Origin of the sequence: Halomonas maura, from assembly GCF_030409305.1 — a bacterium.
In the GTDB taxonomy this organism is placed as follows: Bacteria; Pseudomonadota; Gammaproteobacteria; order Pseudomonadales; family Halomonadaceae; genus Halomonas; species Halomonas maura.
The window spans coordinates 83,464-99,613 of record NZ_JAUFPQ010000013.1 but is presented as its reverse complement, the minus strand read 5'-3'; the positions used below and the strand labels follow the sequence as shown (position 1 = coordinate 99,613).

Sequence of the window (16,150 nt, the reverse complement as noted above, 5' to 3'; positions counted from 1 at the left end):
CTTCTAGCATCGGGAGACTCCACCATGACTGCCTCGCCCATCGCCCACTACGGCCGGATCAGCCGCCTGCTGCACTGGGGCATGGCGGCCCTGTTCGCCTTCCAGTTCGTGACCGCCGGCGTCCACTTCGCGTTTCCGGACACCGCCCTCGAGGTGGCCGTGTGGGGAGCCCATATGCCGCTGGGGGCCCTGCTGATGCTGCTGGTGGTAGTGCGGGTCCTGTGGGCCGTGATCGACCGACCCCAGCGTCCCTCGGCACTGAACCGCGCGGCGACCCTCGGCCACCTGGCGCTGTATGCCTTGATGGTCGGGGTGCCGGTGCTGGCGCTGCTGCGCCAATACGGCTCCGGCCGTGCCTTCGCGCCCTTCGGCGTGCCGCTGATGCCGGGCTTCGAGGGGGAAGAAGTGGAGTGGATGACCGCCCTGGGCGGCCTGCTGCATGGCGAGCTGGCGTGGGCGCTGTTGGCGTTGATTGCCGGCCACGTCGGCATGGTCCTGTGGCACCGCCGCATGGGCGGCCAGGACGTGCGGGGGCGGATGACGGCACGCTGATCTCGCCGGCGGGACGGCGTCGGCCTGGACGGAGGAGTGGCACGCCTCGACGGGCTCGACACGGGCTCCCGCCGAGGCGAGTGCTACGCTGGAAGCGTTCCCCGCGTCAAGGACGACCCCGCCGATGCCCGCCCCGTCTCTCCGCCCCCGCCTCCTGCCCCTCGCCCTGATCGCCTGCCTGCTCCCGGGGCTGGCGGGCTGCGATGATCAGGGCCCCGGGCCGCGACCGCCGACGGGGCCCGCACCGTCCCGGGAGGCGAGTGACGTCCCGAGCGGGGCCCTGGTCGGCCGGGCCCCCCGCATGGAGGCCGGGCGCCCGGCGGAGAACGCGGAGGCGCGGGTCGAGGAGCGACGCGCCTACACCCTGCAGTTCGATGACGCCGCGCGCCTGGTCGCCACCTATCGCGAGACCCAGGCGGCCTGTGTCGCCGTCGACTCCTGCTGGGTGACGCACGGCCGGCTCGACACGCCGCGCCACGGCCTGGCGGGCGGGGAGCTCGGCATGCGCATCGACCGCACCCGCCTGGAGGATGCCGAGCCGCTGCGGCTGATCAATGCGTCGCCGGCGCTCAGCGGCGTGGAGATCACCCGCCAGGACCGCACCCAGCAGATCATCGATCTCGAGGCCCGACTCGCCCAGCAGGTCGTGCTGCGTGAGCGGCTCACCGAGCTGGCCGAGGAGGGGCGCGGCTTCAGCGAGCGGCGCATCCAGGACCTGCTGCAGGTGGAGCGGGAACTGGCCCGGGTGCAGGGCGAGATCGAGTCCATGCAGGGCCGGCAGCGCCACCTGGCCCGGGTGACCGAAAGCGTGGCCATCACCGCCCGCTTCCAGCAGCAGCGCTGGGTCGAGCCCCACCAGCACGGCGTGCTCGCGCCGCTGTGGCGGGCGCTGGATCGCAGCGTCTCGCTGTTCTTCGAATCGCTGGGCCAGGTCATCCTGGTGGTGGTGTTCCTCACCCCCTGGCTGGTGATCGGCCTGCCCGTGCTGTGGCTGCTCAGCCGGCTATGGCGCCCGCTGCGGCGCGGGTTGGGGCGGATGAGAGAGCGGCGGCGGGCAAGGCGTAGGCCGACGGAAGAAGGCTAGATGTCGGATCCCGGAAGCTGATCCGGATGCCCGGCGAGCACCACCGCGGCGCCCGGAGGCCCGGTGCGCCGGCCCCGGGCGAGTGGGGTGGCGGAGTCGACTAGACTGACCCCCAACAGCCACGGGGAGAGGCGTCATGGACCTCGAGTTCACTACCCTCGCCAAGGCACGCGACAAGCTCAAGCGCCTTTGCGATGCGGTCTGCGAGCGTCATCGGCCGATCGTCATCACGCGCAAGAATGGACGCCACGCGGTGCTGATGTCGCTGGAGGATTACCACCGCCTGACGGGCGAGCCGAAGCCCAGTGCCGACCACCTGGACAACCTCTATATCGACCTGGAGCGAGAGCAGGATGCGTGAGCCCGGGGTGGCCGGTGGCAACGGCTCCACGAGACGGGCTCAGCCGGGGAACTCCTCGGTGTCGACTTCCGCCTGTTGGGCCGCGCCGTAGCGGCCGCCCACCCCCTCGTTGGTAACCACCGAGACGGTCATCGCCGCCTTCGACCCCTTCACTTGCCCAGCACGCGAATCCAGCCGGCTTGCGAAGATGCCTGGACCATCGCCGGCTCTCCCTTTCGGCCCCCGGAATCCAAGGGATGGGCCACGTCCGACGCGCAGCAGTGGACACCCCGTAACGCGCCCGGCGACTGATCTACTACGAGACTTCTGGATGCGCCAGCGCATCGACGGCGAAGAGCCTTTCAAGCCCTGAACAGGGGCCGGAAGGCCGTTTATCCCACGAACAGCTGAGACCGGCCGACCCTGGGCATCACACTCCTACGACTTTTTTCTCAGTCTCCGATTACGCAGCACTAAGCAATCCTTGGTAGCCTAATGTTACGAGATGTTTCTATGCGAGGCTTGCGCGTCGCTACATGGCGACGCCTGCGTGTCGCAACGATAGAGGAGGCGGCGCCATGCTGGTAGCTCCTGGCGGTAGCGTGCCCCGAGATCGGAGATTTCGACCCACGCATGGCTGGGCAAGATCATATGGCAAGCACGTTCAAGTATTCGTGCATGCTTTCCAACCACTGTAACGCCGGAAGAGGAGCCTAGAGAAAGGTCGAGTCAAACTAAGCGCTACTTAAGCAAGGGATTTACTATTGATCGCACTGGGGAAAAAAATGAAAATGATAATTCCGGTATTGTTCGCAATCGGCACCATGGGCTGTGCAACGATCACGAACGATGCCATGACACCCGTTGCACTATCGTTTAGTGATGGATCAAACGGCCAATGCCAGTTGCAGAACAAGCGTGGTGCTTGGGAGGCGACGATCCCATCCACCTATTCCATACGCAGGTCAGACGATCCGTTGAGGTATAATTGTAGGTCGTCGGATGGTCGACAGGCATTCGGGTCAATACCTAGCACTGTCGGTGCAAAAATCGTAGCTAGCGCTGTATTCATTGATTTTGGTATCACTGATGCGATTACGGATAAGCATCGGGAATACCCTACAAGCTATGTTATTCCTCTTCGGCGGCAGGAATAGTCGGACTGTGATAACAAGTATGTAATAACGCGAAGTGTGGAATCAGCATGATCATGAGCACTCCCAAACGAGGCGAAAGTGCTGAAATGCAGTTTTGGGAGTGCTTATCCTATCCTCAATGTAGGGTGATGAAAAATGTCACCTGAGCACTCGTAGTACGAGAGATTCGGCCGCTTCGACCCAAAACCGACATGCCGGAAAAGGCAGCGAACACGTTCATTGGGGATATGCAGCATGCACGATGATTGGTGTTATGCTGCCGAGCTATACTTAATGCCTAGGAATTTCAATAGGATGAGCTCTGGTCGAGCGCGCAGCATAACATTGTTGAACGCGCATGCGCGTTCAAGTGAAATATCGAGCACGCGGCCTAATACCTGTTACGTTTCCAAGGAGGCATGAGTGCCAGAAGAGTTAGAAACAAGATATGTGTTTGTTGATACCTCAATGTATGAGAGCAAGAACTATCAGTTTCATCAGCACGCACTCGGCAGGTTCAAGGATTTATGCAATGAGCACAAACTCTATTTATTAATTAGCCCTGTAATTGATGGCGAGATAATCTCGCACCTTACTGAAAAAGCCCATGAAGCTGCAAAGCATGTCAAAGAGTTTAAGAAAACCATCAAGATTCTTAGGAATCTTCCAGAACTGAAGCATCATGGAATTTTTGATGAATTGACTAAAAATGATACTGAAAGTCTCCTTTTGGGAAAGTATTCAGAATTTAAAGATGAAGCAGTTTATGAGTGGGTGGATATTGACCTAGCCAAACCATCCGTAGTTACCGAGCACTATTTCCAGAAAACACCTCCGTTTAGTGATAAGAAAAAAGACGAATTTCCAGATGCATTAATGCTTATTTCCCTACTAGAGTGGGCAAAGCAAAAAAGTACGCGCGTTTATATCTTGAGCAAAGATGGGGACATGGAGAGCTTTTGTAATACCTCGGGAGGTTGGCTCGAAGCCGTTTCAGATCTCGATGGGTTTATTAGCTTAGTCCTTAATAACGAAGAAGAGCTCAAAGACCTTGCTAAATTCTCTATCGAAAGGTTCGGTGAATGTTTAGATGAGATCACAAGAAAGCTTGAAGAAAGTATTAATGACATTGAATACTCAACATCAGGCTACGATATTGATGATGAGGTTACTGATGTCGATGCATTTGATCTAGAAATAGTTGACACGAACATCATTAAAGCAGATAGAGAGTATGCGGAGTTCTCATTAACAGTTAAGTTTACTGTCGAAGCGTGGCATAGCTTGACTGATTATGACCGTTCTATCTGGGACTCTGAAGATAAAAAATATCTTTTTACGGCTCAAACGAGCAGGAAGGTTCGAGATACAGTTACTTGTAAAGCTTATGCTTGGATAGATTTCGAAGATGGCTTAGCGGTAAATACAGTATTAAACGAAGTTTATATCGAAGATTCTTACGTAGAGTTAGACCCTGATGATGGGGAAATAATCGATACCCAAGAGCATGAACTCTTTGATGAATAAACGTAACAAGCGCATGTTGTCGGACTGGTTTTCCGCTGCGCTCCAAACCAGCCGCAAATGCGGGCGTTATGTTTCAGGATAGAGCGGATTAAAAATGGATATCAAGCCACCGGAAGGTATGAGAACCGTGATGTGTGACAATAAGCCTGTAGGCTATGTTAAAGATGTCGATGACCAAGTAGAGGCCGCAAGACTCGCTCAAGAACTTCTTAAGTCAAAAGGCCTTTGGCGTGATATACCCAAATCAGAAAGTATCTATGGGCAAGCTCAGTCGTTTGCAAATGCATCTGCACATATATATGAAAAAGATTTAAAGTCTTTACCCAGAAATCCGCAAGGAATTTGCCCTTTTGTTGTTAATGCGGCCTTCAGTGCTGAAATGTATCTTAAGTGTCTTCAAGAAATTCATGGTGAAGTAACTGAATCTCATGTTTTAACTGCTTTATTTAAATCCTTGCCAAACAAGGTTAAAGACCGAATTAACAAAAACAGTAAAAGTTTTGAAAGCCAATACGAGGTAGAGAAAGGGGTTTTGTTTAAAAACCACCTAAAAAGTCTAAATCATGCTTTTGTTAACTGGCGCTACATCTATGAAAAGAGTGTGGAATCTGTAAACATTCAACAAACAATCTTTGTTCTACAGGTTCTGCATGAAACAGCGGCGGTAGAGCTAGGTATAAAAACATAACAAGCGCAGCCACAATCGGCCACTTCGTGGCCTGGACCTCCAAACCGCTGCGCGGTTTTCCGGCCTGTGCTGCGAGCGTTAAAACCACAAGGAGTACATGAATGTCGAGAATGGATGTTTTGCAAAAATATTTCCCTACTGGCACCACCGAAGGTGATCGGCAGATATTGAGCAAAATTTTCATAACTCCTGAGCAGTTTCCGGACGTTTTGGCCGCGCCGAGCGGCAGCCCGAGGCTTCTCGTTGGCAACAAAGGTGTGGGTAAGTCTGCAATTCTAGAATGGATTGTTGCAGCGGCTAAACGAAAGAGAGTGCCTACACTTTTTTTGCGGCCGGATGATCTAGATACGTCTCGTTTGAACGGATTAAATGATGTTTCCTCTATCAAGCGAGAGATGTACGAGTGCTTTCTGGACGCAGTTGCATGTTCTATTGGAGAAAACCTATCAGGTTATCTCAAGGGAGATGCGGCTCGAATTTACAAAGAATCTGTTGCAAAAGGAGTTCGAGAGCCCGACTGGATGGGGAAGCTGGTCAATGTCTTGAGCCGGCTTTCGAAGCCAGTAACTCAAGTCGATGCGAGTGCACTTGCTGCTGATCTTTCTAAACAAACACTTTCCCAAGAAAGATTGCTATCTTCAATACAGAACCATTTGTTAGATGAGAAGTCAGTTTTCGTAATATTGTTCGACGATACCGATCAAATTGCGCCACCTGACGATCCTCAACATTTGAATAGAATATGGGGCCTGCTTCTCGCAATTAGGAAGTTAACTTCCAAAAGTCCGAACATCAAATGCATCGTTACTCTGCGAATGGAAGTTTGGATGCGATTGTTGAGAAATGAGAAAGGCCAGAGGGATCAAATTGATCACTTTCGACCTCTTGTGATGTTTTTAAGGGCTCCTGAAAATTTAATTAACTCGATATTTAACAAGAGAATATCGCTTGCAGCCGAAGATTCGAGTTATGTAGGCAGTCAACCGATAACGCATTTTTTCGAAGATCCATGGATGCGCCTACCAACAAGCACACAAAGACGCTCTTGGGACCAGTTTCTCTTGAAATCATCACGAGAGCGCCCGAGAGACATGATTCAACTTGTTAATCACCTAGCGAAGAGTGCTAAAGATCGAGGCTCTGATCAAATTGGTGATGCCGATGCTGAAAAGGGAATGGAGCACTACTCGAAAGAGCGCTCGGAAGATTTGGCAATAGAAATGGGGTTTGATTGCCCTCAGTTTCTCGACGTCATCCGCTCTTTTATTAACATTGATTTTGAATCGGATTTTGAAGGTTTGAGAGAACACCTAAATAAAATGCCCTCAAGGTTCGCAATTCAAATAGGATCGAGAGCGCTTAAGCCAGATAGTGATGAGGATGCCGTCAAACTTCTATCGCTACTGCATGAATCGGGCTTTCTAAATGCGAGAATTCCAGATAGTCGACAACCGTTGGGCTATAGGCACGTTACATTTCTTGATGACCCTCACCTTACACAGATGTCCCGATGGAATGACCTCCAAGCCGCAAAATGGGAAGTGCATCCTGTATTCAGAACTTACCTTCTCGGTCTAATCAAAGAGCAAGGTTGGCGAAAATAGGTCTTAACAAGTGGCTGTTGTCGGACGCGCCTGCGCTGCGCTCCGGTGCGCCGCAAAGCCAAGCGTTAGACGAAGGGAGAACTCGTGGCAAAAATAACATCGACCCAGATCGAAGAGGCATACTCAAAAGGAAAAGCCGTTTTTGATGGTCATATGGCTTTGTCTGATGCTATCAATGATCTGGTGGCGAACGGATCAATGAATAAAAGCTCCGCTACAGATTATGTTCGTAACTTTTTGCAAATGATGAAAGGTTTGGAGTATCAAAGAACGCTGAATCTTCCAGCCACAGAATTTTTTTTGGCGTCCATATCAAAGGATTATGGGGTAAAATATTTAAGCCTAGCACTTAGTTCAGTTAATAAGCATCTGAACTACTACGAAGGTATCGGTAAATCAAAGCAAAAGTCTATAAGAGATATTGTCGAGCACTATTGGGCTCAAGGCGCTATCGAGCAAACAATTGAAGATCATCTATCGGAGTTCTCTGAAGAAGTCGGTATATCTCTTCGCGATGGTGCGGAGAAACGTAAAGTAAGATTAAATGTGGCGAACAAACTCCCTGAGAGTGTAACCGTTCAAACCACGGTGTACCGAAGAAACCCAGACGTTGTAGCAGAAGTTTTGAGTCGTGCTGCGGGAGTCTGCGAGCGCTGTGAAAAACCTGCGCCGTTTCTACGAGCAAAGGACAATACACCATACTTAGAAGTTCATCATAAGATTCGGCTATCGAGCGGTGGTGAAGATACTGTTAATAATGCTATTGCTATATGTCCAAATTGTCATAGAGAATTACATTTTGGTCATTGCAGCGTCTAACAAGTTTGTCCAGTTGACGTTTTGGTCTACGCTCCTATTTGTGCATGGCCTTCGGCCATCGTCGCACAAATATCCACTACAACCAAAACGCAACTGACAAAGGTGTTAGCGGTCCGGTAGCTTTGATATGAAACGATATAGAATTTTCTCATTTGATTTTGATTCAAGGGCTCACAGCTTAGAGCCTGTGCAAGATCAATGGGATGAGAAAGTAAAAGAATTGCACATACAAAACAGAGAAAAGACTATCAAGGGGCTTGCAGAACAGTTTGGAAGTTGGAGTATCGAGGAGAAAGTTAAGAACTTTCAGGATTTGAAATTTAAACCGTTTTCCGTGGCAGCTTTTCATAATAAGTTTTTAGATCAGATCAGGAATTCATTTGTGGTGGGTGGTTATTATCCGGCTCTAACAGGGGGCTGTGCTCTAGGAGAAAGAATTCTTAACCATATGGTATTGCTGCTTCGAGACTATCACAAAGCATCGCCAGAATATAAAAAACTATATCGTAAACAATCATTTGATTATTGGCCCGTAGCGATAAATGCACTGGAATCTTGGGGTGAATTATTGCCAGAAGCTGCCAAAAAATTCAGGGATCTCAATGACAAGCGTAATCACGCTATTCATTTTAACCCTGAAACTGATCACAATGATCGAGAATTGGCATTGCAGGCTATTCACTTGGTTCAAGATATCGTAAGCACTCAATTTTCTGCTTTTGGAACACAGCCATGGTATTTCTGTGTTCCAGGCGAGACGTACATAAAAAAGGAATGGGAAGAGCGCCCTTTAATCAAGCACATTTTTATACCAAATTCGGCGCTCGTTGGCCCCAAACATAGGGTCGAAAGCATGATTCCTAAAATAGTTGTAAATGATCGCTTTGAATATGAAGATCGAGAGATTTCCGATGTGGAATACATCGAGTTGCGCCAGCGCCGCTAACAAGGCTCTGCTGTCGGACAAATTTTCCGCTGCGCTCCAAATTTGCCGCAGAGCGCGGCGTTAGCACCACAAGGAGATATACATGGCAATTAGTAACGAAGCTGACTTAGGCGAAGTTTTAAAAAATGACCAAGACACAATTGAGATAGAAGGTGACTTAAAAAATACAGTATTGAAGATAAAAGCAACTGGTAAAGTTGCTTGGGCAATAGCTATTGCTGCCATTGGTGTTGCTGTAACCGTATTGATTGCAACGGGTGGTACTGGGGCACCGGCAAGTGGAATTATAGGTGGTGGTGCCGTTGCTGTTTTAGGTTTGCCTACAGCTATTTCAGCTGTATCAATAGCTGTGGCTGCGGGCGGTGTAGGAGTTTTGAACTCGCTACGAAGCTACAGAATAGCTGACCAGTCTAATGGAAAGTTAGTGCTAAAAAGGAAATAGCCATGGCAGGATTTATCCCTGGACCTCCTTACTTTTTCATATGTAAAAGTTGTGGGCATCGTTTTAGCAGAAAAATAAAGCTGGGCCTGAAGTGCCCGAAATGCAAATCACTAAGAGTGCGTAGTGATCATAGTGTGTGCAAGTAGTGCTAACAAGCGAAGGCACTCGGAAAAAATTTCCGCTGCGCTGCAATTTTTCCGGTGCTGCGGGCGTTAGGTGCTAAAATGATGAACTGGAGTAGTCTTTCAATGGAAAGTCGCATCCCTTTGCCAACAGACAATATCTTTAAGTTTTACGCTTTCTTCGGCCTGCTCTTAATAATATTTGGCATTGGATCAACTCTATATGTAAATCAGTCCACGAATAATTTAGTTTTCGAGATCGCAGTTGAGTATGAGACTCTAAAGGTCGATCCAGTACGGTCAGTATCAGATGAAACTCGTTTCCTGATTCTGGATAGAAAATTAGAGATAGCTAAAAATAATAAAACCTTTTTCTTGGTATGTTTGGGGGTAATTATTGGTTTAGGGCTTTTAATGATTTGGTATGGCTTCAAGAAATGGCACACTGAAATTCAGCCGCTCCAAGATGAAATTGCTCGCTTAAGTCTCAAAAAGTTGCAACAAGAGGTAGGTGAGCATGAGCGCACCTAACAAGGCCATCAAATACGCTCCCTATGGTCGCCGGACGTGCAACTGCGTCTCACGCCGTTTATGGCGGCGTTAGTACTCACCAAAAGGCAGCTTCTGTCCGGTTCCTGACTTTCAGGCAACCATGAAAAGCTTGCGCAGTGCCTCTATCATGCTATGCATCCAGTGTGCTTTCGACAGCGGAGGAGACGATGGCCTTCCATAATCCAGATCCGAAAATTCGGGCAGTGGAGCAGCGCAATGCCCGATTGCGGGCCGATCTGTTTGCCAGGCTGTTTCGCGGTGCGTGGCGTAGCCTTCGCAAGGGCGCCTTGCGACTGTCGAGGGTGCGATACCGCCGACGTCGCCATCGGCCTCGATCCTGAACGGCCTGACCTCGGCAATGCGCGTTGCGGGAGTAAGGCGGCCACACTGGGGCAATGCCACAGCCCTCGCATGGCCTCGCGGCTTCGCCGGTGGCTAGGTGGGTGCGGGTAATGTCCACTGTCTGCGGATGGTCGGAAGCAGAAGTGCCGCCGAGTCTGTGTTCCATTTCTCATGGGACGCCCGGCGTCGCCGGAACGCGTGCATGAGCCGCTCGACAATCTCGCTGTGGATGGTCGCGACTCTCGAGCCAGCCCGAGACGGTCGTCTCGGGCTGCCTCATTCCGGCGTCGTCTCGCGAGAGCGGGTAAGGCTTACTCGACGACCTCGCTCAGCCGATCCGGGAAGTTGGTGAACATCCCGTCCACGCCCCAGTCGATCAGCCGGCGCATCTCAGCCTGGTCGTTGATGGTGTAGGGGTGCACCAGCAGGCCGTTGGCGTGGGCCTGCTCGACGAAGCCGGCGTCGATGACGTCCTCGCCCTCGTAGGTGACGTTGGGGCCGATGCCCACGGCGTAGTCGGCGATCGCCTGGAGGTCGGCGTCGCCGATCTCGGCGGGCGCGGGGGTGACGCCGGTCCATTCGACCAGGCCGTCGCCGTCCTCGGCGGGGGAGTACCACACCAGCTGAACGAGCGGAATGTCGGCGTTGAGTTCGTGGATCTGCCGCAGGCTGTCCTGGCTGAACGACTGGATGATCACCGCGCCGGCGTCGACCAGGCCTTGTTCCTCGAGGGTCTCGACCAGGGCGCGCTGCAGCTCGGGGTAGCGTTCGGGCGACTTGGTCTCGATGTAGTAGCGGACGTCGTCGCCGTAACGGTCGATCACCTCGTCCAGGGTCAGCAGCTCGGCGTCGGCGTAGGCGTCGTCGGCCCTCTCGGGGTGAGCCGCATTGAACCAGCTGCCGGCGTCCAGGGCCTTGAGTTCGGCGTGGCCGAAGTCCTGTACCTTGCCCTTGCCATCGGTGGTGCGCCCCAGGGTGTCGTCGTGGATCACCACCAGTTCGCCGTCGGCGCTCATGTGCAGGTCCAGCTCGAGGTAGTCGGCCCCCATGGCGCGGGCCTGCTCGTAGGCCGGCCAGGTGTGCTCCGGGGCGTGGCCGCTGGCCCCTCGATGCGCGATGACCTGGAAGTCCTGAAGCTCGGCGAGTTGCCGTTCCAGGGCGTCGGCCTGGGCCACGATCGGGGCGGCGAGCCCCAGGGCCAGGGAGGCGGCGAGCGGGAGGCGGGGAGCGAAGTTCATAAGCGTCCTTTCATTGAATGTCCGAGCAATAACCTAGCGATCCTGCTCTGCGCATGCAAACGACTGTTCGAAGGCGGTCGGCTGCCATCTCGCCCGAGACGTGCTTTCATGGAGGCATCACGACGATAGTGACGAGAAGGAGTCCCCATGACGTCGACGTCCCCCTACGACCAGACCCTCGCCGCCCTGGATGCCCTGCACGCGGAGGATCCCCGCCGGGTGACGGTGGACGGCGAGTCGCTGCCCATGGAGCTGTGGCATGCCGGGCGCATGAGCGCCTGGCTGGAGCAGTTGGAGGCCTCCCCCGACGAACTGGTGCGCCTGGCGGTGCGCGGCCAGCACCTGCAGCGCTGGCAGGTGCCGCGCGGGGACTATCCCGAGGGCCGGGTGGGCTATCTCACCTGGCGGCGCGACCAGGGCAAGCGGGCCGGCGAGACCACCGCGGGGCTGATGCGCGAGGCCGGCTACCCGGAGGAGGCGGCCGAGCAGGTGGCGCGGATGATCCGCAAGCAGGGGCTGGGTCGCGAGGCCGGCACCCAGGCGGTGGAGGACTGCGCCTGCCTGGTGTTCCTGGAGAACTACTTCGCCGACTTCTCCAAGCAGATCGACCACGATCACCTGATTCGCATCGTGCAGATGACCTGGAAGAAGATGTCGCCCCAGGCCCATGGGCTGGCCCTGGAGCTGCCGATGACGGCCGAGGCGCGCGCGCTGGTGGAGGAGGCGCTGGCGGGCTGAGGCCAGGCCCGCCTGCCCATCGCCTTGACAGGGCCGCGATGGCCGACGACTATTGCAAATGATAATCGTTGCCATTTATTGAGTCGATCGGGAGGACGGCATGGCCTACCACATCAAGACGGCGTTTCGCGGCGCGAACCCCACCCTCGAGATCTGCGACATCAGCTCCGGCTCGGTGCGCATGGCCTGGGAATATCCCAGGGCCGACCCCGCCGGGCACGAGGACCCGGAACTCGTGGCGCTGCGCCGCGAGGAGGCCATCCATGAGCTCTTCCGGCGGCTCTTCCTGGTGACCACCGAGCAGTACCTCAAGGGTGAGCTGGATGCGGTGCCGCGGCTGGGCGCCTGGCGGCGCAAGGCAATGCCCGAAAAGTGACTGCGCTCGGTTATACGGCGTTAAAAATCGGCGCAAACTGCTCATTTACTATCTGTAAACTCCGCGTTCTTGCCGATTCTTGCCTTGTGACCCACAGGGAGGTGGGAAATGCGTTGGCCCGCCGGGAGCGGGCCTAGCCCTAACCTTCGCTCGCCGACTTTTCAGGCACTGCCTGGATATCTAAATGGCGTTGAGGTGGACCCTGAGTGAGTCGCTGCTCTCGCAGGGCTTGCCGTGGCGCAGGGTCAGGCGACCCTCGTTGAGGTTCATGACCACCGCGAACAGCGTCTCCATGCGCTCTTCCGGGGGCTGCTGCGGGTTGAAGTGACGGCAGATGGACATGGGCGCATTGTCGTGGTCGGCGAGGATGGCGAACAGCGCCGGCTCGTCGATCGTCACGCCGGGCGGCAAGCGCTCGTGGAGCAGCCGGTCGAGGCGGGCGAGGCGCGGGCGGGAGTCGGGGCGGGGAAAGTCCTCCACCTGGCAGGTGGCGGTCTCGGCGACCAGGTGGTTGGTATGGGTCACGGCGCCGGCATGGGAGGGCAGGCGCCCCGGCAGGCCGGGATGCACCTCGAAGCCGGCGGCCTGGCCGTCGCGGCTGGCCAGCAGGAAGTGGGCGGGGGAACAGACCCGGTCGTGGGTGGCGACGCGCACCGCCTGCTCCAGGTCGGGGCTCTCGAGGATCTTGCGCAGGGCCACGTGGATCGGCAGCCCCTCGCCGCAGGTGTGCGAGCGAATGGCATTGAGGCAGACCCCGAGGCCGCGGTCGTTCATGCCGATCTTGGCCACCATGCCGGCCTCGCCGATGCTGACCAGGGCCGGGGCGTTTTCGGGATGCAGCTCGAGGGCCACCACGTTGTGCAGCTGGTCGGTGCGCCAGTCCCAGTTCTGGGCCAGCCACTGGGTGCCGTCGCGCTGCAGCGAGAAGGCGCTGCAGCCGCCGCTGGCCTGGGTCAGCGAGATCTCGCTGCGGCAGTTGAGGGTGAGGATGTCGGCGAAGTCGAGCCCGGCGCCCCGGGCGATGCCGTCCATCTCGTCGAGGATCGCCGGGAAGCCGCGCTCGATCATCGGCAGGAAGGCCTCGGCGGCGATGCGCGCCTCGGCCCAGCCGATGCCGACGAAGTCGTGGAACAGCCGGTCGTAGACCTCGAGGCTGTGGGTGATCAGGGCGGCGTGGTGGTGGCCATGGGCCTCGCCGATCTCGCCGCGGCTGCCGGAAAGCACGCTGAGCTGCATGGTGACCTCACGCTGCAGTGCATCATGGGATCACTCTAGCATAGCCGGCGCCGCGCCGGTCGCCCGGCGCGGCATGCCATCAACTCTTGCCCGGGGCGTTGTAGATGGCCTCGTCGAGCTCGCCTTCGCTCTTGCCGACCAGGGTGGTGACCATCAGGTCGCCGGCCACGTTGACGCTGGTACGGGCCATGTCGAGGATGCGATCGATGCCGGCGATCACCGCGATGGCCTCCAGCGGCAGGCCGATCTGCGCCATGACGATGGACAGCATTACCAGGCCCGCGCCAGGCACGCCGGCGGTGCCGATCGAGGCCAGGGTGCCGGTGACGATGATCATGCCGTAATCCATCAGGCTCAGGTCGACGCCCAGCAGCTGGGCGATGAACACCGCGACCACGCCCTGGTAGATGGCGGTGCCGTCCATGTTGATGGTGGCGCCCACCGGCAGCACGAAGCCGGCCACGCCCTCGGAGACCCCGAGGTTGTCCTTGGCGCAGCGCAGCGAGACCGGCAGGGTGCCGGATGACGAGGCCGAGGAGTAGGCCACCACCAGAGCGTCGAGGATGCCCTGCAGGTAGCGCACCGGGTTCAGCCGGCCGAGCAGGGCCAGCAGGCCCGAGTAGACCAGCAGCACGTGCAGCACGCTGGCCAGGTAGGCCACGCCGATCACCTTGGCCAGCGGCAGCAGCACCTCGAGGCCGTAGCTGCCGGCCACATGAGCGATCAGGCCGAAGACGCCGAAGGGCGCGAGGGCCATGACCAGGTTGGTCAGCTTGACCATCGCCTCGGCGAAGCTCTCGAAGACGCGCACCACGGGCTCGCCCTTGTCGCCGATCAGGGTCAGCGAGATGCCCAGGCCAATGGCGAAGACGATGATCTGCAGGATATTGCCGCTGGCCAGGGCGTCGATGGGGTTCTGGGGCACCAGGCCGACCAGGATCTCCACCAGGCTGGGGGCCTGCTTGGCCTCGACCCCGGACTCGAAGCTCATCTCCAGGCCGACGCCGGGCTGGAACACCCAGGAGGCGAGCAGGCCGATGGCGATGGCGAAGGCCGTGGTCACCAGGTAGAGGGCGATGGTCCGCGCGCCGATGCGGCCCATCTTTTGGGGATCGCGCATGGCGGTGATGCCCACCACCAGGGTGGAGAACACCAGCGGCACGATCAGCATCTTGATGGCGTTGATGAAGATATCGCCGATGGGCTTGAAGACGCTGGCGTCCTCGCCCAGCAGGGCCCCGGCCAGCACGCCGAGCACCAGGCCGGCGAGGATCTTCTGCCACAGCGGAATGCGCCGCCAGCGGTTGGTGGAAGTGTAGGAAGCGTTGGATTGCACGAGATGGAACCCCTTGGATTTATGAGGGTAATGGAGTCGGGGGCGTCGACTCTAGGGGACGCATCTCGTGACGTCCTCGATCATTACGGATGGGTCTAGGGTATGCCGAAAGTGACTGTCGGCCGGGGATGGTTCACAACGCCTCGTCGAGCAGGGCCCGGAAGGCCGCCCAGGACTTCTCGTCCGCCCGGGCCTGGTAGCGCTCCTCGTCGAAGACGGTGAAGGCGTGGGGCGCCCCGGAGTAGATCTCGATCTCGTAGTCGACCCCGGCGGCCTCGAGTTCGCGGGCCAGCGCCGTCACGTCTTCCAGGGGCACCGAGGTGTCCGCGCCGCCGTGGGCGATCAGGATCGGCGGGGTGTCCGAGCCATACTGCTGGCCTTCCGGGGTGGCCAGGCCGCCGTGGAAGGTGGCGTAGCCACGCACGTCCTCGGCCGCGCCGCTGCGCGCCAGCTCCAGCACCACGGCGCCGCCGAAGCAGTAGCCCATCACCACGGTCGGCCTGGCCGCGCCCTGGTCGCGGGCCTCGGCCAGGCCGGCCAGGGTCAGCTCGCGCATGCGTGCGCGGTCGTCATAGAGCCGGGCCGTCTCGGCCTTGCGGGCCGCCGTCTCCAGCGGGCGATTGCCCTTGCCGTAGAGGTCGAGGGCGAAGGCGTCATAGCCCTGCGCGGCGAGCATCTCGGCGCGCTCGCGCTCGTAGTCGGTGAGGCCGTCCCAGTCGTGGACGATCAGCACCGTGCCGCGGGCCTCGTCGGCGGCCGGGGCGAAATAGCCGGTGAAGGCCGCGTCGCCCAGGCGGTAGTCGATGTCCCGGCCATCGGCCTGGGCGGTGCTGGCCAGGGCGGCCAGGGTGAGGAAGGTCAGCGGTCGCATCATGGGGCCTCGGCGATGGATGGGCGCGGTCCTCAGTATAGGCCGGGGCGGCGCGACAGCGTTGAAGCGCCCGTTCGAACGCTTAAGCATCCGGGAGATGCCTTGCCAATCAGCGGGTTGCCGAGCGCCGGGGGCCTGGAGCGTTGGCAGGTCCGGCTTGTGTTTTGCGCCCCGCCCTTCCAGATTGAAGGGTGTGTGAAT

General features: G+C 57.0%; 16 protein-coding genes. 12 read left to right on the top strand and 4 right to left on the bottom strand.

All coding sequences use genetic code 11. The features are described 5' to 3' along the window. Positions 1 to 24: 24 nt before the first annotated feature. The 10 genes from QWY76_RS07330 (at position 25) to QWY76_RS07285 (ending at position 9,791) form a co-directional block, all read left to right on the top strand. Positions 25 to 552 (top strand): cytochrome b, encoded by a 528-nt coding sequence (locus tag QWY76_RS07330; protein ID WP_290310464.1) that lies wholly within the window; start codon positions 25 to 27, stop codon positions 550 to 552. A 124-nt stretch (positions 553 to 676) separates the two neighbouring features. Further along, a complete protein-coding gene (locus QWY76_RS07325) occupies positions 677 to 1,636 on the top strand; it encodes a DUF4349 domain-containing protein (RefSeq protein ID WP_290310463.1) in 960 nt (319 codons plus the stop codon). A 136-nt stretch (positions 1,637 to 1,772) separates the two neighbouring features. Further along, entirely contained in the window at positions 1,773 to 1,997 is a 225-nt protein-coding gene (locus tag QWY76_RS07320; protein ID WP_290310462.1) for a type II toxin-antitoxin system Phd/YefM family antitoxin, read from the top strand. A gap of 1,538 nt (positions 1,998 to 3,535) precedes the next feature. Further along, entirely contained in the window at positions 3,536 to 4,639 is a 1,104-nt protein-coding gene (locus tag QWY76_RS07315) for a PIN domain-containing protein (protein WP_290310461.1), read from the top strand. Between the two features lie 94 nt (positions 4,640 to 4,733). Next, the gene (locus tag QWY76_RS07310; protein WP_290310460.1) at positions 4,734 to 5,327 is read left to right on the top strand and encodes a hypothetical protein; all 594 of its coding nucleotides are present in this window, start codon (positions 4,734 to 4,736) and stop codon (positions 5,325 to 5,327) included. Between the two features lie 101 nt (positions 5,328 to 5,428). After that, the gene (locus tag QWY76_RS07305; protein ID WP_290310459.1) at positions 5,429 to 6,931 is read left to right on the top strand and encodes a P-loop ATPase, Sll1717 family; all 1,503 of its coding nucleotides are present in this window, start codon (positions 5,429 to 5,431) and stop codon (positions 6,929 to 6,931) included. Positions 6,932 to 7,015: 84 nt separating this feature from the next. Next, a complete protein-coding gene (locus tag QWY76_RS07300; protein WP_290310458.1) occupies positions 7,016 to 7,750 on the top strand; it encodes an HNH endonuclease in 735 nt (244 codons plus the stop codon). A gap of 127 nt (positions 7,751 to 7,877) precedes the next feature. After that, on the top strand, positions 7,878 to 8,696 hold the full coding sequence (locus tag QWY76_RS07295) for a hypothetical protein (protein WP_290310457.1): 819 nt from the start codon (positions 7,878 to 7,880) through the stop codon (positions 8,694 to 8,696). An 82-nt stretch (positions 8,697 to 8,778) separates the two neighbouring features. Next, complete coding sequence (locus QWY76_RS07290; RefSeq protein WP_290310456.1) at positions 8,779 to 9,138, top strand: hypothetical protein; 360 nt, start codon at positions 8,779 to 8,781, stop codon at positions 9,136 to 9,138. 248 nt (positions 9,139 to 9,386) lie between these two features. Continuing rightward, positions 9,387 to 9,791, top strand: a complete 405-nt coding sequence (locus QWY76_RS07285; RefSeq protein ID WP_290310455.1) for a hypothetical protein — start codon at positions 9,387 to 9,389, stop codon at positions 9,789 to 9,791. A gap of 674 nt (positions 9,792 to 10,465) precedes the next feature. Here QWY76_RS07285 and QWY76_RS07280 read toward each other — a convergent pair. Continuing rightward, on the bottom strand, positions 10,466 to 11,392 hold the full coding sequence (locus QWY76_RS07280; RefSeq protein ID WP_290310454.1) for a glycerophosphodiester phosphodiesterase: 927 nt from the start codon (positions 11,390 to 11,392) through the stop codon (positions 10,466 to 10,468). A gap of 147 nt (positions 11,393 to 11,539) precedes the next feature. Between QWY76_RS07280 and QWY76_RS07275 the strand changes: the two genes are divergently transcribed. Continuing rightward, positions 11,540 to 12,130: a DUF4202 domain-containing protein gene (locus QWY76_RS07275; RefSeq protein WP_290310453.1), complete on the top strand. Its 591-nt coding sequence runs from the start codon at positions 11,540 to 11,542 to the stop codon at positions 12,128 to 12,130. A gap of 100 nt (positions 12,131 to 12,230) precedes the next feature. Then, complete coding sequence (locus tag QWY76_RS07270; protein ID WP_290310452.1) at positions 12,231 to 12,506, top strand: hypothetical protein; 276 nt, start codon at positions 12,231 to 12,233, stop codon at positions 12,504 to 12,506. Positions 12,507 to 12,686: 180 nt separating this feature from the next. On the opposite strand, the gene QWY76_RS07265 is transcribed toward QWY76_RS07270, so the two are convergent. The 3 genes from QWY76_RS07265 to QWY76_RS07255 form a co-directional block, all read right to left on the bottom strand. Next, complete coding sequence (locus QWY76_RS07265) at positions 12,687 to 13,742, bottom strand: C45 family autoproteolytic acyltransferase/hydrolase (RefSeq protein ID WP_290310451.1); 1,056 nt, start codon at positions 13,740 to 13,742, stop codon at positions 12,687 to 12,689. Between the two features lie 79 nt (positions 13,743 to 13,821). Next, positions 13,822 to 15,078 carry a dicarboxylate/amino acid:cation symporter gene (locus tag QWY76_RS07260; protein WP_290310449.1) on the bottom strand — a complete coding sequence of 419 codons (1,257 nt, stop codon included), beginning with the start codon at positions 15,076 to 15,078 and terminating at the stop codon, positions 13,822 to 13,824. Between the two features lie 133 nt (positions 15,079 to 15,211). Next, positions 15,212 to 15,952: a dienelactone hydrolase family protein gene (locus tag QWY76_RS07255; protein WP_290310448.1), complete on the bottom strand. Its 741-nt coding sequence runs from the start codon at positions 15,950 to 15,952 to the stop codon at positions 15,212 to 15,214. Positions 15,953 to 16,150 lie beyond the last annotated feature (198 nt).